This window comes from Streptomyces sp. NRRL F-5123 (assembly GCF_000721495.1).
Lineage (GTDB): Bacteria > Actinomycetota > Actinomycetes > Streptomycetales > Streptomycetaceae > Actinacidiphila.
Window position 1 is genome coordinate 50,914 of sequence record NZ_JOHY01000003.1, and the last position, 23,800, is coordinate 74,713.

The window sequence follows — 23,800 nt, forward strand, 5'->3', positions numbered from 1 at the left end:
GGCCCGTGACCAGCCCCTTCCAGCACAGCGCCGCCGAGCGGGACGCGGCGCCGCAGTTCGTCCTGCCGCTCGTCGTACGGATCGAGCGGGAAGCCCCGCCGGAGCGCACCGACGCGCTGGAGACCGCCGCGCGCGCCGTCCTCACCCTGCTGTCCGACGAGCGCGCCACGGCCGAAGACGGGGAGTGGGCGCAGCCCGTCCACGACTGGCAGGACGCCCGGATCCGCAAGGTCGTCCGGCGCGCGCGGGGTGCGGAGTGGCGGCGGGCCGAGGCGCTGCCCGGCATCACGGTGACCGGCCGCGCGGCCGAGGTGCGGGTCTACCCGCCGGTCCCGCTCGACGGCTGGCCCAAGGACCTCGCCAAGCTCCAGGTCTCGGGCACCGAACTCGACGACCCCGCGCCCCCGCCGCCGCCCGCCGCCGCCGAGCCGGTGCTGTGGCTCAACCCCGAGGTCACGATGTCCGCGGGCAAGGCCATGGCGCAGGCCGGGCACGGGGCGCAGCTCGCCTGGTGGGATCTCGACGCCGCCGCGCGCGCGGCCTGGCGGGCGGCGGGCTTCCCCCTGGCCGTACGCACGGCGCCCCCCGTCGACTGGCCCGCCCTGGCGTCCTCCGCCCTCCCCCTGGTAAGGGACGCGGGCTTCACGGAGATCGCCCCCGGCTCGGCGACCGTCGTCGCCGACCACCCCGCCCTGCGCAGCTCCCACGCCTGACCGCGCCCCGGCCTGCCCTCGCGGTGACCCGCGCGGCCTCCCGCAAGGGAACGCACCGCCCCAGGGAGCAGGGGGACGCGCACGGATGACGTCCGCAGGGCCCGGCCCCGCGAGGGACCGGGCCCTGCGGACGGGGCTCAGGCGAGGCCGGCGACCAGGTCGGCGACGTCGCGGCGGCGCCCGGTGTAGAAGGGCACCTCCTCGCGGACGTGCCGGCGCGCCTCGGAGGCACGCAGGTGCCGCATGAGGTCGACGATCCGGTGCAGCTCGTCGGCCTCGAAGGCGAGGATCCACTCGTAGTCGCCGAGCGAGAAGGACGCGACGGTGTTGGCGCGCACGTCCGGGAAGCCGCGGGCCATCTTGCCGTGGTCGGCGAGCATACGGCGGCGGTCCTCGTCGGGCAGCAGGTACCAGTCGTACGAGCGGACGAACGGGTAGACGCTCACGTAGTCGCGCGCGTGCTCGTCGGCGAGGAAGGCCGGGATGTGCGACTTGTTGAACTCCGCGGGGCGGTGCAGCGCCATGTTCGACCACACCGGCTCCAGCGCGCGGCCCAGCCGCGTGCGGCGGAAGAGGTTGTAGGCCTCCTGGAGCGCCTCGGACGTCTCGGAGTGCCACCAGATCATCAGGTCGGCGTCCGCCCGCAGCCCGGACAGGTCGTACGTGCCGCGGACCGTGACGTCCTTGCCGGCGAGCTGCGCGAACAGCTCGTCGACCTCCTCCGCGTAGCCGGAGCGGTCTTCCGGGAGCGGGGCGCGGAGCCGGAAGACCGACCACAGGGTGTAGCGGATGACCTCGTTGAGGTCCTTGGCCTTCTTGCCCGCGTGGGGGGCCTTGGCGTGCGCGGCAGTGGAATCGCCGGCGGCGGCGTCGGCGGGGACGGGGGCGTCGGCAGGAGTGGAGTCGGTCATGCGGCTATTCTCCCGCGCCGCCCGTCCCGGCGGGCAGCAGGGTGGCCAGCAGGCCGTCCGCGGCCCGCTGCCCGCTGCCGATGCAGGCCGGGATGCCGACGCCGTCGTAGAGCGCGCCGCAGACCTCGAGCCCGGGCAGCTTGCCGACGTGCTCGCGGATCCGGGCGACCCGGTCCAGGTGGCCCACCGGATACTGCGGCAGGCCGCCGTCCCACCGGGTGACCCGGGCGGCGACCGGCGCGGCCCGCAGCCCGACCGCCTGCTCCAGGTCCTCGCGGGACAGCCGCACCAGGTCGGTGTCGTCCCACGCGAGGTCGCCCTCGTCGCCGAAGCGCCCGACGGAGGTGCGCAGAACCACGGTGTCGCCGCCCGCCTCGTCCAGCCAACCCCACTTGCGGCTGGAGAAGGTCGAGGCCTTGATCGTCCGGCCGTCCACCGGCGGCACCAGGAAACCGCTGGACTGCGGCAGCACTGCCAGGTCGGCGCGCCGGAAGGCCATCGTCACCAGCGCCATGCTCGCGTAGTCCACGCCGGACAGCTCCGCCGCGGCGGCCGGCGACTCGCCCTCCAGCAGCCGGGCGGCGGCGGGCGCGGGCACCGCGAGCAGCACGGCGTCGGCGTCGATCGCGCGGTCGGCGAGCCGGACCCGCCAGCCGTGCGGGCCCGTGCGCTGCAGCTCGCGCACCCGCGCCCCGGTCTCGACGGCGACCCCCAGCGCCCGGCAGGCGTCGGCGACCGCGAGCGGCAGCCGCCCGAGACCGCCGCGCAGCCCGTTGAAGACCGGGCCGGCCGTGGTGGAGGCGGCGGCCCTGCGCTGGAGCGCGCGGGCCTCCTCGATGAGGGAGCGCCCCGCAGTGGCGGCGGCCCAGAGCTGCGGCACCGCGGCGCGCAGCGAGGTCTCGTACGCGTTGCCCGCGTAGACGCCGCCGAGCAGCGGATCGACGAGCCGGTCGACGACCTCCCGGCCGAGCCGGGCGGCGACGTACGCGCCCACGGCCACGTCCCCGTCGACCGGGGTGCGCGGGAGGACGTGGTCGAACGGGATGCGGGCCAGGCCCGCGGCCGAGATCACGCCGGAGGCGGCGAGCGGTCCGAGGTCGCCCGGCACGCCCATCACATGGCCCTTCGGCATCGGCCGCAGCCGCCCGCGGGTCCACACCGTGGCGCCCAGCACGGCCGGCGACTCCAGGTCGCCGCCGAGCCCGACCTCGCGGGCCAGGGCCACCGCCTCCGGGCGGCGGGCGAGTATCGACTCGGCTCCCAGGTCGACCGGGACCCCGGCGATCTCGTCGGCGTGCAGCTTGCCGCCGAGCCGTGCGGAGGCCTCCAGCACCGTGACCCGCGCCCCCGCGCCGGCCAGCCGGTGGGCCGCGGCGAGCCCGGAGATGCCGCCGCCGACGACCACCACACGGGCCGGAGGCTTCCCTTCCACGGGATCGCTTGCGTGTCCGCGGGATGCCGCCGCGGCCGGGCCGGAGTGCGTGTCGCTCATACGTCCACTGTCTCAGACGCCGGATCGAGTTCGGACCGTGATGGCGCCGGTACCGCAGTCGCGGAACGAGCTGCGCGACACTCCCGTCAAACCTGCACTTCCGCTCGACAACCGTGTCTCTGGGGGGATTTCACGATGAGAGTCAGTGTGAGACAGGCCGCGCCCGGCGTGCCGGGCGCCTATCCGCCCGGCTCCCGCCGGGCACGACGGGGCCGCCGCCGGGCGGCCGCGGTCGCCGCGCTGCTGCTGGCGGGGGCGCTCGCCGTCGCCGGGTGCAGCGCGTCGTCCGACCACTCCGACAGTTCCAGCGGTTCCAGCAGCTCCGGCAAGCGCGACAGCGCGGAGGGCCCGGCGGTGGCCGCACCGGGCTCCGGGAGCGCGAAGGACAGCACCGGTGCCGTCCAGGACGAGGGCCCCGCCGGAAAGGCCACGCCGTCCGCCGGCTCGTCCGGCTCCGACGCGGGCAGGACACCGCACCCGTCCGCGTCGTACCTGATCCGTACGGCGAACCTGAGCGTCCGCACCCCGCACGTCAGCGACGCGCTCCGGCAGGCCAAGTCCTTCGCGGCCGACGCCGGCGGCTACTCCGGCGACGAGGACACCACGACGGGCACGGACGGCCGCGTCACCTCCAGCGTCCAGCTGCGTGTCCCGCCCGCCGGCTACGACGCCCTGCTCGAACGGCTCTCCGGGCTCGGCAGCCTGCTCTCCCGGAAGGTCAGCGTCCAGGACGTCACCGGCCAGGTGGTGGACGTGCAGAGCCGGGTGAAGTCGCAGCAGGCCAGCGTGGCGCGGGTGCGCGGGCTCATGGACAAGGCGACGGACCTGACCGAGGTCGTCGCGCTGGAGAGCGAGCTGAGCACCCGCGAGGCGGCGCTGGAGTCGCTGGAGGCCCAGCAGGCGTCGCTGCAGGACCAGACCAACCTGGCCACCATCACGCTCAGCCTGAGCGAGCCGCCCGCCGAGCCCGTGCACAAGAAGGCGCCCAAGGCCCACCACGACGGCTTCTGGACCTCGGTCGGCCACGCGCTGCGCGACGGCTGGAACGCCTTCTACGTGGCCCTTCGGGTCGTCCTGGTCGTACTGGCGGTGGCCCTGCCCTTCCTGCTCGCCCTGGCGGCGCTGTGGCTGGCCTACCGCGAGGTGCGCCGCCGGTGGTGGCCGAGGCGCGAGCCGGACCCGGACGCCCCGACGCTGCGCGGACCCGGCGGGCTGCCGCGCTACCCGCGGGAGCAGCAGGGTGCGGACGCCGCCGACCCGTGGCGGGCGCCCGGGGCGCCGGTGGCGCGCGTCGGCACCCCGTCCGCGGCTCCTCCCGTACCGCCCGCTCCGGCAGCGCCGCCGGTGCCGCCGCAGGGTCCGGGGAACGGGCCGGGGAAGGAGGAGCCGCCCGCCGGGTGACCGGCGGGGCCGGGTGTCCTCAGGCCGTCTGCGTGGTGCGGTGCACGAACTCCACCAGGCGGCCGAGGGCGTCCGGGTCGGTGCTGGGGATGACGCCGTGGCCGAGGTTGAAGATGTGGCCGGTGCCCGCGGCCGCGGCGGCGTCCAGCACCTCGCGGGCCTTCTCCTCGACGACCGCGGTCGGCGCGAAGAGCACCGCCGGGTCCAGGTTGCCCTGCAGGGCCTTGCCGGGACCGACGCGGCGGGCGGCCTCGTCCAGCGGCACCCGCCAGTCGACGCCGACGACGTCGGCACCCGCCTCGCCCAGCAGGCCCAGCAGCTCGCCGGTGCCGACGCCGAAGTGGATGCGCGGCACCCCGTAGCCCTCGACGGCCCCCAGGACCTTCGCGGACGCGGGCAGCACATGGCGCCGGTAGTCGGCCGGGGACACCGCGCCGGCCCAGGAGTCGAAGAGCTGGGCGGCGCTCGCACCCGCCTCGATCTGCACCTTCAGGAAGGACGCGGTGATGTCGGCGAGCCGGTCGAGCAGGTCGTGCCACAGCTGGGGGTCGCCGTACATGAGCGCCTTGGTGCGCTCGTGGTTGCGCGACGGGCCGCCCTCGACGAGGTAGCTGGCCAGCGTGAAGGGCGCGCCGGTGAAGCCGATCAGCGGGGTCTCCCCCAGTTCGGCGGTGAGCATGCCGACGGCCTCGGTGACGTAGGCGACGTCGGAGGGTTCGAGGTCGCGCAGCCGCGCCAGGTCCTCCCGGCTGCGGAAGGGGTCGGCGACGACGGGCCCCACACCCGGCTTGATGTCCAGGTCCAGGCCGATCGCCTTGAGCGGCACCATGATGTCGCTGAAGTAGATCGCCGCGTCCACCTTGTGCCGCCGGACCGGCTGCAGTGTGATCTCCGCGATCAGGTCGGGCCGCATGCACGACTCCAGCATGGGGACGCCCTCGCGCACCTTGTGGTACTCGGGCAGCGACCTGCCCGCCTGGCGCATGAACCACACCGGGGTGTGCGGTACCGGCTCGTTCCGGCAGGCGCGGATGAACGGGGATGCAGCGGTCTGCTGATGCGTGCTCACACCCCGCATCCTCCCACGGGGCGCGGAGAGACCGGTTACGGGGCCTCGGGTGTTGTTGCGCACGCGGACGCCGGGCGCGCCCTAGTCTTCCGGGCATGGCAGCGGTGCATGGACGGGTCGGCGAGGTCGGCGAGGACAGCGGGGTCCCCTTTCCTTTTCGGCATGCGGTGGACGCGTTGCGGGAGGCGCGGGTGCGGTCGCAGGTGCGGATCGAGGAGGTGGCCGCGCCGCGCCGGCTCGCCTCGTACGCCTACGCGCTGGAGGCGACGGTGCTCGCGGACGCGGACGGGGAGGAGCTGGCCGACGGGCGGGTGGTGCTGCTGCACGAGCCGCAGGGCCACGACGCCTGGTCCGGCACCTTCCGGATGGTCACGCTGGCCCGGGCGGAGCTGGAGCCGGAGATGGCCGGCGACCCGCTGCTGCCGGAGGTCAGCTGGTCGTGGCTGACGGGTGCGCTCGCCGCGCGCGGCGCCGGCCACGGCGAGCCGAGCGGTACGGTCTCGCGCGCGTCGTCGCACTTCTTCGGCGGCCTGGGCGACCGCCCCGACGAGACCAGGATCGAGCTGCGCGCCTCGTGGACGCCGCAGGAGCGGGCAGGCGGGCTGATCGACGTCACCGCGCACCTGGCCGCGTGGTGCGACCTGCTGTGCGCGTGCGCGGGCCTGCCGCCGGCCGAGGACTCCCCGGCGCGCGGCACGGCGGGCGTCGTGCCGCTCCCCAAGCGCCGCACCTGAGGGCCCGGGCGCGGGCCGTGCCGGGGCCCGTACGGGCGCCGTGCGGGCCCCGCCTGAGGGGGCGTCGGGAGGGCCGTGCGGGGCGGGCAGCTCTGGCGTTCGATCGGCCGTCCGATTTGCCGGAAATAATGTGCAACAAATCGTGATCTTTCCCTAAAGGCCGGGCCACTTGCTGCCGAAGGAAACTGTGACCCTTTCAGTCCCCTTTGCCACAGGAGGCCCGGTGTCCGTTCTTCTCGAGCAGCCCACGAGCCTGGTCGCCTACCGTCCCAGCAAGCCGACGGCCATGGTCGTCGTGGCCGACCCCCGCGTACGCTCCACGGTGACCCGACACCTGTGGGCGCTCGGGGTTCGCGACGTGATCGAGGCCTCGTCGATCGCCGAGGCCCGTCCCCGGGTCGGTAACCCCCGCGACATCTGCGTCGCCGACGTCCACCTGCCCGACGGCTCCGGGCTCACCCTGCTCGCCGAGACCCGCGCGGCGGGCTGGCCCAACGGCCTGGCCCTCTCCGCCGCCGACGACATCGGCGCGGTGCGCAACGCCCTCGCGGGCGGTGTGAAGGGCTATGTGGTGACCGGCACCCGCAACACCCCCGGCTCCCTCGCCGGCCGCCCCGGGCTCGCCCCGCTCGGCGCGACCGCCGCCCGCATGCAGCGCCGCCCGCCGGGCGCAGGGGGCCACCCCGGCAACGGCTACCGCGAGCTGTCCGGGCGCGAGGTGGAGGTGCTCAGGCTCGTCGCCGAGGGGCAGTCCAACAAGGCCATCGGCGTCTCGATGGGCCTGTCCGCGCTGACCGTCAAGAGCCACCTCGCGCGGATCGCGCGCAAGCTCGGGACGGGCGACCGCGCGGGGATGGTCGCCGTCGCACTGCGCACCGGCATCATCCACTGACCCGACGCGCCGCCGCAGGGGGCGTAACGTTCCGCCCCCTGGCCGACGCACCCGCGCCGCGCCACCCGACGAATCCGGCGTAACCGGACGAACAGGGCAAGCCCCACCGGCAGGTGCGGCGCAAGGCTACCCTTGACAGGTGACCGACGCCCAAGACATCGCATCCGCTGAGACCGCGGCGGCGCCGGTCCCGCTGCTGGACCCGCGCGAGGGAATCCCGCCGGTGACCGCAGACCCGGAGGCTCTCGCAGAGGTCGTCGCGGCCTTCGCCGCGGGTACGGGTCCGGTCGCCGTCGACGCCGAGCGTGCCTCCGGCTACCGCTACGGGCAGCGGGCCTACCTGGTCCAGCTGCGCCGCGCCGGAGCAGGGACCGCGCTGATCGACCCCGTGGGATGCCCCGACCTGTCCACGCTGGACGCCGCGCTGAGCGGCACGGAGTGGGTGCTGCACGCCGCCACCCAGGACCTCCCGTGCCTCGCGGAGCTGGGCATGCGCCCCTCCTCGCTCTTCGACACCGAGCTGGCCGGCCGGCTGGCCGGCTTCCCGCGGGTGGGGCTCGGCGCGATGGTGGAGCAGGTGCTCGGCTACGCGCTGGAGAAGGGCCACTCCGCGGTGGACTGGTCGACCCGCCCGCTGCCCGAGCCCTGGCTGCGGTACGCCGCGCTGGACGTCGAGCTGCTGGTGGACCTGCGGGACGCGCTGGAGCAGGAGCTGCGCGAGCAGGGCAAGCTGGAGTGGGCGCTGCAGGAGTTCGCGGCCATCGCCGCGGCCCCGCCGCCGGCTCCCCGGGTGGACCCGTGGCGCCGCACGTCGGGAATGCACAAGGTGCGCCGCCGGCGGCAGATCGGTGTGGTGCGCGAGCTGTGGCTGGCCCGCGACCGGGCGGCGCGCGAGCGGGACATCTCCCCCGGCCGGGTGCTGAGCGACGCCGCGATCGTCACCGCCGCACTGGAGAGCCCGCCGAACGTGCACGCCCTGGCCGCGCTGCCCGGTTTCGGGCACCGCATGGGCCGCCGCCAGCTCGACCAGTGGCAGGCGGCGGTGGACCGCGCCCGCGGCCTGCCGGAGCGCGAGCTGCCGCAGCCCACCGCCGCCTACACCGGCCCGCCGCCGCCGCGCGCGTGGGCGGACAAGGACCCGGCCGCGGCCGCCCGGCTGTCGGCGGCCCGCGCCGCGGTGTCGGCCATGGCCGACGAGCTGCACATGCCGCAGGAGAACCTGATCACCCCGGACACCGTCCGCCGGGTCTGCTGGGCCCCGCCGGCCGACCTCACCCCCGAAGCGGTGGCCGCGGTACTGGCCGACCTGGGTGCCCGCCCCTGGCAGGTGCAGCTGACCACTCCGCTCATCACGAAGGCCCTCACCGCCCGCCCCGCCGCGGGCCAGTAACCCTTCCGGTGTGACCTGCGCCGCTTCGCGGGGTCGCACTGTCCCGTTCGGTTACCCGCGAGTAGCATGTCCCGGGAGGCGAGTGAACACACATATGAGGGAGCTAGTCGTGCCGCGTTCTGCGAGGGACGTCGTCTTCGTCGACGGCGTCCGTACCCCGTTCGGCAAGGCGGGCCCGAAGGGCATCTACCACGAGACCAGGGCCGACGACCTGGTCATCAAGTGCATCCGGGAACTGCTGCGGCGCAACCCGGGCCTGGACCCGGCCCGTATCGACGAGGTCGCGGTCGCCGCGACCACGCAGATCGGGGACCAGGGCCTGACCCTGGGCCGCACGGCCGGCATCCTGGCGGGGCTGCCGACGACCGTGCCCGGCTTCTCGATCGACCGCATGTGCGCGGGCGCCATGACGGCCGTGACGACGACGGCCGGCGGCATCGCGTTCGGCGCCTACGACGTGGTGGTCGCGGGCGGTGTCGAGCACATGGGACGGCACCCGATGGGCGAGGGCGTCGACCCGAACCCGCGCTTCGTGTCGGAGAAGCTGGTCGACGAGTCCGCGCTGTTCATGGGCATGACGGCGGAGAACCTGCACGACCGCTTCCCGGCCCTCACCAAGGCGCGCGCGGACGAGTACGCGGTGCGCAGCCAGGAGAAGGCCGCCAAGGCGTACGCCGACGGCAAGATCCAGCCGGACCTGGTCCCGGTCGCGATCCGCCGCACCACGCCCGAGGGCGGGGAGACGGGCTGGGGCCTGGCCACCGCCGACGAGCCGATGCGGCCGGGCACCACACTGGAGCAGCTGGCCGCCCTCAAGACCCCCTTCCGGCCGCACGGCCGCGTCACGGCGGGCAACTCCGCGGGCCTCAACGACGGCGCCACCGCTTCGCTGCTGGCCGCGGAGGAGGTCGCCCGCGAGCTGGCGCTGCCGGTCAGGATGCGCCTGGTGGCGTACGCCTTCGCGGGCGTCGAGCCGGAGGTCATGGGCATCGGCCCGATCCCGGCCACCGAGAAGGCGCTGTCCCGCGCGGGGCTGACCATGGAGGACATCGGCCTCATCGAGGTCAACGAGGCCTTCGCGGTGCAGGTGCTGTCGCTGCTCGACCACTACGGCATCGCCGACGACGACCCGCGCGTCAACCCGTACGGCGGCGCCATCGCCTACGGCCACCCGCTGGCCTCCTCCGGGGTGCGGCTGATGACGCAGCTGGCCCGGGAGTTCGAGGAGCACCCCGAGGTGCGCTACGGCATCACCACCATGTGCGTCGGCTTCGGCATGGGCGGCACGGTCGTGTGGGAGAACCCGAACTTCGACGGGAGCGTCAAGTGAGCACCACCACCGAACTCCTCAAGGGCGCGGCCGAGCTCTTCCCCGGCGAGGTCGTCACGTCCGCGCAGGTGCGGCACCTGGAGCTGCCCGGCGCCGGGCGCTTCGCGCTCATCACCCTCGACAACGGCCTGGACCACACCAAGCCCACCACCTTCGGCCCGCAGTCGCTCGCCAACCTGGACGCGGCGATCGACCAGGTCGAGAAGGAGGCCGCCGAGGGCGCGATCACGGGTGTCGGCATCACCGGCAAGCCGTTCATCTTCGCGGTCGGCGCCGACCTCAAGGGCGTGGAGCTGCTGGGGCGGCACGAGGACGCGCTGGCCATCGGCCGCGGCGGCCACGACGTCTTCAAGCGGCTGTCGACCCTCGCCGTGCCCACCTTCGCGTACTACAACGGCGCGGCCATGGGCGGCGGCGTCGAGGTGGGCCTGCACTGCACCTACCGCACGGTGTCCGCGTCGGTGCCCGCCTTCTCGCTGCCCGAGGTCTTCCTCGGCCTGGTGCCCGGCTGGGGCGGCTGCACCCTGCTGCCGAACCTGATCGGCGCCGACCGCGCGGTCACCGTGATCATCGAGAACTCTCTCAACCAGAACCGCCAGCTCAAGGGCCCGCAGGTGTTCGAACTGGGCATCGCCGACGCGCTGTTCGAGGCCGCGGACTTCCTGGAGCAGTCGCTCGCGTGGACCGCGTCCGTCCTCACCGGCGAGATCGAGGTCGTCCGCCCCGAGGTGGACCGCGGCGAGGCCTGGGACGCCGCGGTGGCCCGCGGGCGCGCCATCGCCGACGGCAAGGTGCACGGCGCCGCCCCCGCGGCCTACCGCGCGCTGGAGATCGTCTCGGCGGCCCGCGGCGGCGACCTGCGGCAGGGCTTCGAGGCCGAGGACCGGGCGCTCGCCGACCTCATCATGGGCGGGGAGCTGCGCAGCGGCATCTACGCCTTCAACCTGGTGCAGCGGCGCGCCAAGCGCCCGGCCGGCGCTCCCGACAAGGCGCTGGCCCGCCCGGTGGCGAAGGTCGGCGTCGTGGGCGCGGGCCTGATGGCCTCGCAGCTGGCGCTGCTGTTCGTGCGGCGCCTGGAGGTGCCGGTCGTGCTGACCGACATCGACCAGCCGCGTATCGACAAGGGCGTGGCCTACGTGCACGCCGAGATCGACAAGCTGCTCGCCAAGGGGCGGCTGAAGCAGGACGCCGCCAACCGCTACAAGGCGCTCGTGACCGGGCACCTGGACAAGGCGGCGGCCTTCGGGGACGCCGACTTCGTCATCGAGGCGGTCTTCGAGGAGATGGGCGTCAAGCAGCAGGTCTTCGCCGAGCTTGAGGCGGTGGTGCGCCCGGACGCGATCCTGGCGACCAACACCTCGTCGCTGTCGGTGTCGGAGATGGCCGCGAAGCTGGAGCACCCCGAGCGGGTCGTCGGCTTCCACTTCTTCAACCCGGTCGCGATCCTGCCGCTGCTGGAGATCGTCCGCGGCGAGACCACCGACGACGCGTCGCTCGCGACCGCCTTCGCCGTGGCCAGGAAGCTGAAGAAGACCGCGGTGCTGGTCAAGGACGCGCCCGCCTTCGTGGTGAACCGCATCCTGACCCGCTTCATGGGCGAGATCCAGAACGTCATCGACGAGGGCACCCCGGTCGCCGTCGCCGAGAAGGCCGTGGAGCCGCTGGGGCTGCCGATGTCGCCGCTGGTGCTGCTGGAGCTGGTCGGCCCGGCGATCGGCCTGCACGTCTCGGAGACCCTGCACGCCGCCTTCCCGGACCGCTTCACCGTCTCGCCGAACCTGGCGACCGTCGTCAAGGCCGGCAAGCGCGGCTTCTACGTCTACGACTCGGGCCGCCCCGAACTGGACCCGGAGGTCGCCGCGCTGCTGGAGCAGGGCGACAGCGTCCTCACCGAGACGCAGGTGCGCGAACGGGTGCTGGACGCGGTGGCCCAGGAGATCGGGCTGATGCTCGACGAGGGCGTCGTCGCCGAGGCCCAGGACGTCGACCTGTGCCTCATCACGGGCGCCGGCTGGCCCTTCCACCTGGGCGGCATCACGCCGTACCTGGACCGCGAGGGCGTCTCGCAGCGGGTGAACGGCAAGCCGTTCCTGGCGCCGGGCGTGGCGAGCGTGCCGGCCGTCTGACGGGCGGTACGCGAAAGGGGGGCCGGTCCACCGCGGTGGACCGGCCCCCCTTCGTCATGCCTGCGCGCGGGCGGTCAGCTCGCCTCCGCCTGCGGGGTGGCCGTGCTCTTCGCGGCCCGCTCCGCCACGACCTTGTCGACCTCGGCCTCGACCTGGGAGCGCAGCGTCGCCGGCGTCAGGTGGGTCTTGACGTCCTTGACCTGGACACCGTCGATGAGGACGACGGGCGCGGCTCCGTAACCGGAGGCGGTGAAGTCGCTCTGGGACTTCTTCACCCAGCCCGCGTGGTCGCGCTGCTCCACGCACGGCTCGAAGGTGCCGGCCTTGATCTTGCCGGCCTTGCGGGCCAGCTTCTTCATCAGGCTCTCGCTCGCCAGCGCGTCGTCCTCGGGGTCGGTCGGCTGGACCTTCCACACCTCGGCGACGAAGCTGCTGAAGCGGCCCTGGTCCTGCGCGCACGCGGCGGCGTTGGCCGCCACCTCCGCTCCCGTGCCGCCGTACTGCGCGTCGGACGCGGTGACCAGGCGGTACTGGAAGCGCACCTGCCCGGTGGCCAGCAGCTCCCGGACGGTCGCCGCGTACTCGTCCTGGAAGGCCTTGGCGTCGGGGCTGCGCAGATCCTCGAACACGGTGACGGTGACCGGCACCGACGGGGCCACGGGGATGTCCAGGTTCGGGCCGCTGGGGGTGGCCGTCGGGGTCGCGCCGTCCTGCGCGGACTGCGGCTGCGCCGCGGCCACGGCGCCGGTGGGCTCCGAGACCTTGTCACCCTTGCCGGCCCGGACATGGGCGCCGATCAGCGCGGAGACGCCGAAGACGACGACCATGGCCGTTATCCCCACCGCGTACGGCCGCAGCCGGGCGACGGGGCCCTTGCGCTGCTTCTTCGGGGCTGCCGAACCGCCCTTGGTGTCGGGCCCCTTGGACTCCGTCATTGCTACGCCACCTCGATCATCCGCACTGCCTTCGCGCATTTCTACCATCGGCCGCGCGCGCCCGGGAAACGGGGTTCCCGGGGGACGCGGGCCGCGGCGGGGCCGGGGGTCAGCCCGCCTCGGGCTCGGCGGACACCGTCTCGGCGGCCTCGTCGGCGAAGCGCCCGTCGATGGTCGCCACCACGCCCGTGACCTGGCGTGCGACGGCCGGCGCGGTCAGGCCGACGGCGGCCAGCACGTCCTTGCGGGAGCCGTGCTCCAGGAAGCGCTGCGGGATGCCGAAGTCCCGCAGCGGCACGTCCACCTCGGCGTCGCGAAGCGCCTGGGCGACGGCCGAGCCGACACCGCCGGCCCGCCCGTTGTCCTCGACGGTGACGACGAGCCGGTGCCGGGCCGCGAGCGCCGGCAGCTCGGCATCGACCGGCTTGACCCAGCGCGGGTCGACGACGGTGCTGGTGATGCCCTGGGCGTCGAGCAGCGTGGCGACCTCCAGGCACATCGGGGCCAGCGCGCCGACCGACACCAGCAGCACGTCGGGCCGCTCGCCGCCGGACGGCTCGCGCAGCACGTCCATGCCGCCGATCCGGCCGACCGCGGGCACCGAGGGGCCGACCGCGCCCTTGGAGTAGCGGACCACGGTGGGGGCGTCGCGGACCTCGACGGCTTCCCGCAGCTGCGCCCGCACCTGCTCGGCGTCGCGCGGGGCGGCGATCCGCAGGTCCGGGACGACCTGCAGGATCGACATGTCCCACATGCCGTTGTGCGAGGGCCCGTCGCTGCCGGTGACGCCGGCCCGGTCCAGGACGAAGGTGACGCCGCACTTGTGCAGGGCGACGTCCATCAGCACCTGGTCGAAGGCGCGGTTGAGGAAGGTCGCTCCAGTCGGCGCCGCCCTCGGACAGCGGCAGGCCGGTGTCGGGGTGGATCGGGCCGATGCCGTGGAAGCGGTCGGTGCGGTCCCGCTCGGCCGGGGTGTAGCCGTGGCCCTTCTCGGTGATGCAGTGCACCAGGACGGGCCCGTGGAAGCGCTTGGCGCGCTGGAGGGCGGACTCCACGGCCTCGACGTCGTGGCCGTCGATCGGGCCGAGGTACTTCAGGCCCAGGTCCTCGAACATGCCCTGCGGGGTGATGAAGTCCTTCAGGCCCTTCTTGGCGCCGTGCAGCGTCTCGTAGAGCGGGCGGCCGATGAGCGGGGTGCGCTCCAGCACCTCCTTGGTGCGGGCGAGGAACTGCTCGTAGCCGTCGGTGGTGCGCAGCGTGGCCAGGTGGTTGGCGAGGCCGCCGATGGTGGGCGAGTACGACCACTCGTTGTCGTTGACGACGATGACGAGCGGGCGGTCCTTGGCCGCGGCGATGTTGTTGAGCGCCTCCCAGGCCATGCCGCCGGTGAGCGCCCCGTCGCCGATGACGGCCACCACGTGGTCGTCGCGGCGCAGCAGCTCGTTGGCCTTGGCCAGCCCGTCGGCCCAGCCCAGCACCGTGGAGGCGTGGCTGTTCTCGATCACGTCGTGCTCGGACTCGGCCCGCGAGGGGTAGCCCGACAGGCCGCCGGTGCTCTTGAGCCGGCTGAAGTCCTGCCGTCCGGTCAGCAGCTTGTGGACGTAGGCCTGGTGCCCGGTGTCGAAGAGGATGCGGTCGCGCGGGGAGTCGAAGACCCGGTGCAGGGCCACGGTCAGCTCCACGACGCCCAGGTTGGGGCCGAGGTGGCCGCCGGTCTTCGAGACCGCGTCGACGAGGAAGGAGCGGATCTCGGCGGACAGCTCCACGAGCTGCTGCGGGCTGAGCCGGTCGAGGTCGCGCGGTCCGTTGATACGGGTCAGCAGTGCCACCCGTTCCTCCTTAGCCTGTCGCTCCCGGCCGATCTGGCCTTCGCAAGAGTCTAATGTTCGGGTTACCGGCGCGTCGGGCGCCCCGTGCGATGTCCGTCACGCGCCGCGCCCGCGGGCCCCCGGCGGCGTGTCGGCGCCCCCACCCGGGCCCCGACCCCGTATCCCCCGTACGCCCGCACGGCCCCGGAAACGGCGGACCGCCGGGCGGACCTGGGGTTCCAGGTCCGCCCGGCGGTCCGGGTGGTGCGTGCCGCGGGTCAGGCGCGGCCGGAGCTGCGCTGGGTGCGGCGCGAGATCGAGTCGACGACCACGGCGGCGAGCAGCACCGCGCCGGTGATCATGTCGTTGATCGAGTCGTCCTTGTTCAGCAGGTTCAGGCCCATCTGGATGGACTCGATGACCAGCATGCCCAGCAGCGCCGACCAGACGCTGCCGCGCCCGCCGAAGAGGCTGGTGCCGCCGATGACGGCTGCCGCGATGGCGAGCATCAGCAGGTTGCCGCTGCCGGCCTGGAGCGTCGCGGTGTACTGCTGGGCGGCCAGGAAGAGGCCGCCGAGGGCCGCGAAGAAGCCGGAGATCGCGAAGACCGATATCCGGACCATCGCCACGTTGATACCGGCGCGGCGGGCGGCCTCGATGCCACCGCCGACCGCGAAGATCTTGCGGCCGTAGGTGGTGCGGCGCAGCACGAAGTCGCAGATCACCAGCGCGGCCAGGAAGATCACCAGGGAGTTCGGCACGCCGGAGGACTTGTTCAGCACGTACGCCGACACGTAGGCGACGACCGCGAGCGCGACCGTGCGGAAGAGGATCTCGCTGGTGGGCCGGTAGGGCACCGAGGCCTTGCGGCGGCGCTGCTGCTCGATGACCGAGCCGACCAGCAGGGCGGCGACGGCGAGCGTGGCGAGGATGTACGCGCCGGCGATGCTCTGGTTCATGAAGAAGGAGCGCTGGCCCAGGGTGTGCAGCAGGCCCTTGTCCTGGATCGTGAGGCTGCCGGTGCTACGCAGCAGGTACTTCATGACGCCCGCCCAGCCGAGGAAGCCGGCCAGGGTGACGACGAACGCCGGGACGCCGATCTTGGCGAAGAAGAAGCCGTGGAAGGCGCCGATGACGATGCCGGTGAGCAGCGTCAGGAGGACTGCCAGGGTGGGGTTGACCCCGTGCTGGACGGTCAGGATGGCGAAGACCGTGGAGGCCAGACCGCTGACCGAGCCGACCGCCAGGTCGATCTCGCCGAGCAGCAGCACGAAGACCAGGCCGATCGACAGCATGCCCGTACCGGCCATGAAGAAGCCGATGTTGACCATGTTCTGGGAGCTCAGGAACAGGCTGTTCTGGACCTGGAAGACGGTCCAGATGATGATCAGCGCGACGATCACCGGGAGCGAGCCCAGCTCGCCGCCCTTCAGCTTGCGCTTGAACTCCGTGATGTAGCCCTTGAAGCCCTCTTCCCGGACCAGCAGCCGGGGGTCGACGGTCGCGACCGCCGGCGGCGGCACCTCGTCCACCGGCTTGCTCATCGTGGTCTTGTCGCTCACTGGGCTGCCTCCGCGTTGCGCGCCAGACGGCGGGTCACGGCGTTGTCCGTGGCGCCGGTGATGGCCGCGATGATCTCTTCGTTGGTGGTGTCCTTGACCGGGAAGGCACCGTTGTTCCTGCCGAGGCGCAGCACGTGAACGGTGTCGCAGACCGCCATGACGTCAGCCATGTTGTGGCTGATCAGGATGACGCCGAGGTTGCGCTCACGCAGCCGCTCGACGAGGTCCAGGACCTGCGCCGTCTGCTCGACACCGAGGGCGGCCGTCGGCTCGTCGAGGATGACGACCTTGGGGTCGCCGATCAGCGCGCGGGCGATGGCCACGACCTGCCGCTGGCCACCGGAGAGGCTCGCGATCGGGATCCGGACGCTGGGGATCCGGATGGACAGTGTGTTCAGAAGTTCGCGGGAGCGCTGTTCCATCGTGACCTCGTCGAGGCTGCCGAAGCGCAGCAGCTCCCGGCCGAGGTACAGGTTCCCGACGACGTCGAGGTTGTCGCAGAGCGCGAGGTCCTGGTAGACGGTCGCGATGCCGAGCTGCTGGGCGTCCTGCGGGCGGTTGATGTGCACCGACCGCCCCTCCCACTCGATGACGCCCTCGTCCACGGGGTGCACGCCCGCGATGGTCTTGACCAGAGTTGACTTTCCGGCGCCGTTGTCGCCCACCAGGGCGACCACTTCTCCGGGGTGAACCTCCAGATCGACATCGGTGAGGGCCTGGACCGCACCGAATCGCTTGGAGACTCCGCGCAACGCCAGCACGGGCGTAGCGGACACGTGAACCATCTCCTTCGCCGCCTGACCGGCGGGGATGCCGCGTACTGCGTCGAACAGCCGCGGAGGGATTGCGCAATGCACGGGTTACAAGATTACAAAGTGAACGGGGAACGGGTAGACCCCCGTTCACGAAAGCTCCGGCCGCAAGCGTTTCCGTCCGGCGCCCGCCCCGTTAGCGGGGTGTTTTGTGCGGGGCGGGCACCGGACAGGTTCACGGGGACGGTTCAGGCCGTGGGATCGGCGCGGACCGTGCGGACCGGATGTGCCGTCGGGTCAGTTGATGCCGGCGGCGGTGCACTTGGCGGCGTAGTCCGCGGTGCAGATCTGGGCGGCGGTGTACAGGCCGTCCTTGACGACCGTGTCCTTGATGTTGGCCACGGTGACCGAGGTCGCCGGCAGGAGCTTGGCGGGCACCTCGGTGCCGGTCAGCTGCTTGGCGGTGGCGTCCGCGACGGTCTTGAAGTCCTTGCCCTGGAGCAGGTCGACCGCGATCTCGGCGGCGGCGTCGGCCTCCGGCTGGTAGGCCTTGTAGATCGTGGCGGTCTGGGTGCCCGCCAGGATCCGCTGCAGACCGTCGAGCTCGGCGTCCTGGCCGGTGAGCGGCGGGTTGATGCCCGCACCCTTGAGGGCGGTCGCGACACCGCCGGCCATGCCGTCGTTGGCGGAGTAGACGCCGGCGATCTTGTCCTTGCCGATGAGCTGGATGGCGGCCGTCATCTTCTGGTTGGCGATGTCGCCCTTCCACAGACCCGACTGCTCGTAGGCGATCTTCACCTTGCCGTCGAGGACCTTGTGCGCGCCTGCCTTGAACATGGCGGCGTTCGGGTCGGCGGGGTCACCGTCGATCATGACAACGTTGGCAGACGGCGTCGCCTTGGAACCCATCGCGTCGAGCAGCGCCTGGCCCTGCAGCTCGCCGATCTTCTCGTTGTCGTAGGAGACGTACGCGTCGATCGGGCCCTCGGCGAGGCGGTCGTAGGCGACGATCTTGATACCCTTGGCCTTCGCCGCCTGGATCGACGACTTGATGCCCTTGGAGTCCTGCGCGTCCACGATCAGGACCTTGACGCCCTTGGCGATCATGGTGCTGACCTGCTGCGCCTGCTTGGCCGGGTCGGCCGCGGCGTTCGCGTACTCGACCGAGCAGTCGGGACACAGCTCGTTGATCTTGTTGGTGATCAGCGGGCGGTCGAACTTCTCGTAGCGCGTGGTCGCGTTCTCCGGGAGCAGCAGGCCGATCGACTTGCCGGCACCACCCTTGGACGCCTTGTCGGAGCCCTTGTCGTCGCCGCCGGCCTTGCCGCACGCCGCCATGCCGAGGGCGAGCGAAACGGCCGCCGTGCCGATGACGATCCGACGCGTCATTGCGTTCATCTGAGGTTGCCTCCCTGACAGGGCCGCAACACCGCGGCCGAGGTGGACGTGAGTCAACTCCGGCCGACGGCCTGTCGTCAAGAAGTAAACACTTAACGAGATGGCAACGGCGCGTTTCGTTAGCAGTGTGAACGCTCAGTTATGCCGAAAAGGCCGGTGTGTCGACCGGCTGGTTGCCGTCCAGCAGGGTGGAATCGCCCATTTCACTCAGAACCAGGGCAAGTGCCCCAAGGACCTCCGCCCGCGCCCCGAGGGCGCCCGGCACCACGGACAGCCGCTGGGCGGCACTGGGGATCGCGTAACGGGACACGGATTCCCTTATGGGGCCGAGTACCAGCTCACCGGCCTCTGCCAGGTCGCCGCCGAGGACCACCCGGGAGGGGTTCAGCAGGTTGCACAGGCTCGCCACGCCCATCCCGATGTGCCGCCCGACGTCGCCCGTCACCCGGCGGCAGCCGGGGTCCCCCTCGCGCGCCAGCTGCACCATCCGCGGGATGCTCAGACCCTCCCCGTGGCTGCCGCGCAGCAGCTCCAGGACGTAGCGGGCGGCGGTGAAGGTCTCCAGGCAGCCGCGGTTTCCGCAGCGGCAGACCGGGCCCGACTCGTCCAGCGTGATGTGGCCGATCTCGCCCGCCGTGCCGCCCGGACCGCGGTAGATCCGGCCGTCTATCACCAGGCCCGCGCCGACGCCGCTGGCCACCTTGATGTAGGCGAGGTCCTTGACCCCGCGGCCGCCGCCCCAGACCAGCTCGCCGAGCGCGCCGAGGTTGGCGTCGTTGTCGACCTGCACCGGGACGCCGAGCCGGTCGGACATCTCCTGGCGCGGATTGATGCCGCTCCAGCCGGGCAGGATGGCCGTCGAGCCGAGCGCGCCGGTCTCCACGTCGATCGGACCGGGCACGCCGAGGCCGACACCGAGCACCTTGCCGGGACTGATCCCGGTGGACTCCACGAGCCGTGCGACCAGCTGTTCCGCGCGGTCGAAGCCCTGCGAGGCGGAGGCGTCCACGTCGATCGGCTCGGACTGCTCGGCCAGCACCTGGTGCGCCAGGTTGCCGACGGCGACCCGCAGGTGGGAGTGGCCGAAATCGACGCCCACGACGATACCGGCGTCCCCGGACAGCGCCACGCTGCGGGCCCGCCGACCTCCCGAGGAGGTCGGCGTGACCTGCACCGTCCCGTTGTCCCGCAGCTCACGTACGATGTTGGACACGGTCGCGGCCGACAGGCCGGTGCTGCGGGCGATCTCCGCCTGGGTGAGCGATCCGGCCAGCCGTACCGCGCGCACGACGCGCTCCAGGTTGGCCCGGTGCAGCGACGACTGCGAGCCCGGTGTCTCCACGACATCCACTCCTGCCCGGCAGGCGGCCCGTGTCCGCCTGCCCGCACGGGACGGGGCCGGCTGGTGCGGCCGGATGGACCCTGATGGCCCCTTGACGGCAGCAGCACACCAGTTGGACCCCGTCGTCTACAACATGTGAACTCTAAGTTGAGTGTTTGGCGTGATGTCCCGTCAAGGGGGAGAACCACACCGTTATCGGAATCCCCGGCTCCGCAGGCTTGCCGGAACGCCGAGCGGCGGCCCCGTACGAGGACGGGGCCGCCGCTCCGGCAGCCGTTCTCCGGCAGCCGTTCTCCGGGTCCGCTACTTGAGCGCCCCCGCGGTGAGCCCGGCCTGCACCTGGCGCTGGAAGACCACGTAGACGGCCAGCACGGGGAGCATGGCGATCGACAGGCCGGCGAAGAGTCCGCCCCAGTCACCCTGGTAGCCCTGCTGCACGGCCAGGTCCGCCAGACCCTGGGTGAGCACCCATTTATCCGTGTTGCCCTGGTTCAGCACCAGTGGCAGCAGGTACTGGTTCCACTGCCCGAGGACGTTGAAGATCCCGATGCTGATGATGCCGGGCTTGGCCATCGGCACCATGATCTGGAAGAACGTCCTGGTGTGCGACGCGCCGTCCACCAGTGCCGCCTCGGCCACCGAGGTGGGCAGGGTGCGGAAGAAGGAGGTCATGAAGAAGACCGTGAAGGGCAGCGAGTACGCGATGTAGACCAGGATCAGGCCCGGCAGGGTGTTGATGATGCCGAGGTTGGTGGTCACGAAGAACAGCGGCACCAGCACCATCACGACCGGGAAGGCCATGCCGGCGACGAAGATGAAGTAGATCAGCCGGTTGAACGGGAACTCGAACCGCGCCAGCACGTAGGCGGCCATCGACCCGAAGAGCATCGTGCCGAAGGTCGAGAAGCCGACCACGATGATCGTGTTGATGAAGTACCGGCCCATGTGGGCCTTCGTCCAGGCGTGGGACCAGTTGTCGAAGTGGAAGTGGGTCGGGAAGGACAGCGGGTGGCTGAGGATGTCGCCGGAGCTCTTGAAGGAGCTCCACAGCGCCCACAGCAGCGGCAGGCCGACCATCAGGCCCCACACCAGCAGGAAGATGTGGCTGAAGGCGTTCAGCACGCCGCCCTCGCTGTAGCGCCACTTCCAGCGGGAGGCGGAGGTGCTGGGCGAGCCCGGTTTGCGGGGTGCCGACTCCGGGAGCTCGTCGATCGTCTCGGTGGTCATCGCGGAACCCCTAGAACTCGATGCGCTCGCGGCGCGACAGCCGCAGCGTCAGTACGGCGAACAGCAGTGTGACGACCAGCATGGCGACACCCATGGCTGCCGCCAGGCCGTATTGGCTGTTGTCCCGGAAGGCGGTCTTGTACAGCAGCAGCGGCACCACGTCGGTCTTCTCGTCGGGACCGCCGTAGTTGACCGACATCAGCTGGACGAACGCGAAGGCGTCCATGGCGATGATGCCCATGTACACCCATCCGGTGGCCACGGTGTCCGCCAGCAGCGGCAGGGTGACCTTGAAGAAGGTGACCGCGCGGCCCGCCCCGTCCAGCAGCGAGGCCTCGTAGATCTCGGTCGGGATGGAGGCCATGCCCGCCGAGAAGAGCACCACGTAGAAGCCGACGTTCGCCCACACCATCACGGCCATGATGCAGCCGAGGGCGAGGTGCGGGTCGCCGAGCCAGGACTGGGTCAGCGAGCTGAGGCCGACGTTCGACAGCAGGGCGTTGAGCACGCCCTCGTCGGGGTCGGGGTTGTAGATCTGCTGCCACAGGATGGCGATCACGGTGACCGACAGCACCTGCGGGAAGAAGAAGATGATCTTGTACGCGCCCGAGCCCCGGACGCCGGTGACCGACGCGCCTCTGCGCCGGCCACCGACGTTGAGCATGAAAGCGAAGAACAGACCGAGTGCCAGCGTCACGACCGGCACGATCAGCAGCAGCAGCACGTTGTGCCACAGCGACTGCCAGAAGAGGTGATTGTGAATGATCTTCCGGTAGTTCTCGAAGCCGATGTAGTGCTTGTCGGGTGTGAGTCCGGTCCAGTCCGTCATGGAGATCTGGAAGTCCTGGACGAATGGCGAGATCACGAAGACCCCGTACAGCGCTACAGGAATCGCCAGAAATCCGATGATGAACCGGTACTTGCCGTGTCGCATGTCGCCGGTCGCTCTCGTCTCAGCCGTTAGAGGGGAATGCGGATCAGACGTGCTTGAACTTGGGCACGGACGAGTCCTTCTTGGTGTCGTCACAGGCCTTCTGGGCCTGCTCGATCCACTGCGCCGCCTTGATCTGCCCGGTCAGCAGCTTCGCGGTCAGGTTGCCGAGGGTCTCGTTGTTGAGTTTCTTGTACCAGTCCTGGATGCGCGCGTTGAGCACGTTGGGACCGGCGGCCTTGAGCGCCGCGCTCGCCGAGGCCAGACCCGGGGTGAGGGTCAGACCCTCGGAGGAGCCGGAGACGCAGGTGAGCGACTTGATGGTGTTGGTGAAGTTGTCCGTCTGCTGCTTCGACAGCATGATGCGGAGCAGCTCCATACCGCCGGTCGGGTTCTTGCCGTTGGCAGCGACGATGAACGGCTCGCCTGCGGCCGCGTAGACGGTGCCGAAGGGCAGCTTGTCGCTCGGGCCACCGCCGACCAGCGGGCCGACCGCGAGGTCGAAGTCCTTGGGCATGGTCGGGGCGGCCTCGTTCTCCACCCACGAGCCGTCGGCCACCAGGGCGGCCTTGCCCTTCGTCCAGTCGGTCTGCATCTGGATGTGGGTCTTGCCCTCGGAGCCGGTCAGGAAGAGCTTCTTGGCCGCCAGTTCCTCGTAGTACTCCACGACCTGCTTGACCGCGTCGACCTGGAGGGCGCCGTCCTCCAGGTCGTCGATCGCGTTGAGGACGTCCTTGCCGCCGACCTTGCCGAACTGGTGGAACATGTCGAAGTGCACGTAGTACGGGTACTTGCCCGGGTACGTGAACAGCGCGATGCCGGCGGCCTTGGCCTTGGCGCCGAGCGCGACGGCCTCGTCGAAGGTCTGCGGGTAGGTCCAGCCCTTCTCCTTGAAGAGCTTGTTGCTGTACCAGCTGCCGTAGACGGTGAAGGCGTAGTTCAGCGCGTACATCTGCTGCGAGCCGAACTGGCCCTGCTCGACCGTGCCGGCGATCAGGACGTCGCGGACCTTCTTCGACGGGTCGTCGATGGTCGGCGCGTCGAGCAGCGGGGTGAGGTCGAGGAGCTTGTTCTCCTTGGCCAGGGCCGCGGTGTCGAGGTTGTCGGCACCGGAGTTGTCCATGAAGTCCGGCGGCGTGTTGTTGGCGAAGCGCGGCTGCAGCTTCGGGCCGATGCCCTGCGTGCCGGTGTGCTTCACCGTGGTGCCGTAGGTCTTGTTGTACTGCGCCTCGGCGGCCTTGATGTAGTCGTCGCCGAAGCCGCCCTTGAAGACGAATGCCTCAAGCGGCGCGCCGTTCTTGACACCGAGCGGATTGCTGGCCGACTTCGTGCCGGCGGGGGCCGGCTTCTTCTTGTCGGAGTCCCCGCCGCTGGACGTGGCGCACGCCGTCAGCACCGACGCCGACGGAATCGCCACCACGCCGATCGCCATCGCCCGCTTGATTGCATCGCGCCGGTTGATCTCGGATCCCATGCTCAAGTCCTCGCCTTCTCCAGGACTCATGCGGTGCAGCGACACCCGCCGACGACCGCGAACGTTGAAGCTTGAGTGAAACCGTGCATCCAGTGAGGCAGGGACGCTATCCGAACACCGGCTGCGCCGGCTTGCCGATTCCCCCGCCCGAACCTGCTCAGAAGCAGGTTCCTTGGACGCCGACAGGTATAGTCCACTTCTCTCCGGCAGGGCAAGATCAAGTGCGTGTTTGGGCGGCAAGCTTTCCCGAGTTGAGACCTGTCCGAAATATGGGACAGCAAAACTGCAGGTCAGAGCAATGCCAGCGGGCCGA

Annotated in this window: 18 protein-coding genes and 1 pseudogene; 7 read left to right on the plus strand and 12 right to left on the minus strand. The window is 71.6% G+C overall.

The window, feature by feature from the left end:
• Positions 1–5 precede the first annotated feature (5 nt).
• Complete coding sequence (locus tag IH54_RS0104000; protein ID WP_031512867.1) at positions 6–713, plus strand: peptidyl-tRNA hydrolase; 708 nt, start codon at positions 6–8, stop codon at positions 711–713.
• A gap of 137 nt (positions 714–850) precedes the next feature.
• Here the strand turns inward: IH54_RS0104000 and hemQ are convergent, their stop codons facing one another.
• Both hemQ and hemG read right to left on the minus strand, forming a co-directional pair.
• On the minus strand, positions 851–1,624 hold the full coding sequence (gene hemQ / locus IH54_RS0104005; RefSeq protein WP_031512868.1) for a hydrogen peroxide-dependent heme synthase: 774 nt from the start codon (positions 1,622–1,624) through the stop codon (positions 851–853).
• Positions 1,625–1,628: 4 nt separating this feature from the next.
• Positions 1,629–3,116, minus strand: coding sequence for a protoporphyrinogen oxidase (gene hemG / locus IH54_RS0104010; protein ID WP_078861922.1), 1,488 nt, complete (start codon positions 3,114–3,116; stop codon positions 1,629–1,631).
• Between the two features lie 135 nt (positions 3,117–3,251).
• On the opposite strand from hemG, the gene IH54_RS0104015 reads away from it, so the two are divergent.
• Positions 3,252–4,517, plus strand: coding sequence for a DUF4349 domain-containing protein (locus tag IH54_RS0104015; protein ID WP_107060093.1), 1,266 nt, complete (start codon positions 3,252–3,254; stop codon positions 4,515–4,517).
• A 19-nt stretch (positions 4,518–4,536) separates the two neighbouring features.
• Here the strand turns inward: IH54_RS0104015 and hemE are convergent, their stop codons facing one another.
• Positions 4,537–5,595, minus strand: coding sequence for a uroporphyrinogen decarboxylase (hemE, locus tag IH54_RS0104020; protein WP_031512871.1), 1,059 nt, complete (start codon positions 5,593–5,595; stop codon positions 4,537–4,539).
• An 86-nt stretch (positions 5,596–5,681) separates the two neighbouring features.
• Here hemE and IH54_RS0104025 point away from each other — a divergent pair, with 86 nt between their 5' ends.
• From IH54_RS0104025 to IH54_RS0104045, 5 genes are all read left to right on the plus strand, one after another.
• The gene (locus IH54_RS0104025; protein WP_031512872.1) at positions 5,682–6,320 is read left to right on the plus strand and encodes a DUF3000 domain-containing protein; all 639 of its coding nucleotides are present in this window, start codon (positions 5,682–5,684) and stop codon (positions 6,318–6,320) included.
• Positions 6,321–6,543: 223 nt separating this feature from the next.
• Positions 6,544–7,212, plus strand: a complete 669-nt coding sequence (locus IH54_RS0104030) for a response regulator transcription factor (protein WP_031512873.1) — start codon at positions 6,544–6,546, stop codon at positions 7,210–7,212.
• 139 nt (positions 7,213–7,351) lie between these two features.
• A complete protein-coding gene (locus tag IH54_RS0104035; RefSeq protein ID WP_031512874.1) occupies positions 7,352–8,602 on the plus strand; it encodes a ribonuclease D in 1,251 nt (416 codons plus the stop codon).
• A gap of 109 nt (positions 8,603–8,711) precedes the next feature.
• Positions 8,712–9,932: a thiolase family protein gene (locus IH54_RS0104040; RefSeq protein WP_031512875.1), complete on the plus strand. Its 1,221-nt coding sequence runs from the start codon at positions 8,712–8,714 to the stop codon at positions 9,930–9,932.
• Complete coding sequence (locus tag IH54_RS0104045) at positions 9,929–12,058, plus strand: 3-hydroxyacyl-CoA dehydrogenase NAD-binding domain-containing protein (protein WP_031512876.1); 2,130 nt, start codon at positions 9,929–9,931, stop codon at positions 12,056–12,058. Before IH54_RS0104040 ends, IH54_RS0104045 begins: the two co-directional genes overlap by 4 nt.
• 74 nt (positions 12,059–12,132) lie before the next feature.
• Here the strand turns inward: IH54_RS0104045 and IH54_RS0104050 are convergent, their stop codons facing one another.
• The 9 genes and pseudogenes from IH54_RS0104050 to ngcE all read right to left on the minus strand — a co-directional run bounded on the left by IH54_RS0104050 (position 12,133) and on the right by ngcE (position 23,487).
• Complete coding sequence (locus IH54_RS0104050) at positions 12,133–12,993, minus strand: DsbA family protein (protein ID WP_159011635.1); 861 nt, start codon at positions 12,991–12,993, stop codon at positions 12,133–12,135.
• A gap of 109 nt (positions 12,994–13,102) precedes the next feature.
• Positions 13,103–14,822 (minus strand): annotated as a pseudogene (locus IH54_RS39285) (1-deoxy-D-xylulose-5-phosphate synthase).
• 257 nt (positions 14,823–15,079) lie between these two features.
• The gene (locus IH54_RS0104060; protein ID WP_052397076.1) at positions 15,080–16,345 is read right to left on the minus strand and encodes a sugar ABC transporter permease; all 1,266 of its coding nucleotides are present in this window, start codon (positions 16,343–16,345) and stop codon (positions 15,080–15,082) included.
• Positions 16,346–16,359: 14 nt separating this feature from the next.
• On the minus strand, positions 16,360–17,148 hold the full coding sequence (locus IH54_RS0104065; protein WP_031512879.1) for an ATP-binding cassette domain-containing protein: 789 nt from the start codon (positions 17,146–17,148) through the stop codon (positions 16,360–16,362).
• A 264-nt stretch (positions 17,149–17,412) separates the two neighbouring features.
• Positions 17,413–18,513: a sugar ABC transporter substrate-binding protein gene (locus tag IH54_RS0104070; RefSeq protein WP_031512880.1), complete on the minus strand. Its 1,101-nt coding sequence runs from the start codon at positions 18,511–18,513 to the stop codon at positions 17,413–17,415.
• Positions 18,514–18,652: 139 nt separating this feature from the next.
• Positions 18,653–19,855: an ROK family transcriptional regulator gene (locus IH54_RS0104075; protein ID WP_031512881.1), complete on the minus strand. Its 1,203-nt coding sequence runs from the start codon at positions 19,853–19,855 to the stop codon at positions 18,653–18,655.
• Between the two features lie 303 nt (positions 19,856–20,158).
• Complete coding sequence (locus IH54_RS0104080; RefSeq protein WP_031512882.1) at positions 20,159–21,082, minus strand: carbohydrate ABC transporter permease; 924 nt, start codon at positions 21,080–21,082, stop codon at positions 20,159–20,161.
• A 10-nt stretch (positions 21,083–21,092) separates the two neighbouring features.
• A complete protein-coding gene (locus tag IH54_RS0104085) occupies positions 21,093–22,016 on the minus strand; it encodes a carbohydrate ABC transporter permease (RefSeq protein ID WP_031512883.1) in 924 nt (307 codons plus the stop codon).
• 43 nt (positions 22,017–22,059) lie between these two features.
• Positions 22,060–23,487, minus strand: coding sequence for an N-acetylglucosamine/diacetylchitobiose ABC transporter substrate-binding protein (gene ngcE, locus IH54_RS0104090; protein ID WP_031512884.1), 1,428 nt, complete (start codon positions 23,485–23,487; stop codon positions 22,060–22,062).
• Positions 23,488–23,800: the final 313 nt, after the last annotated feature.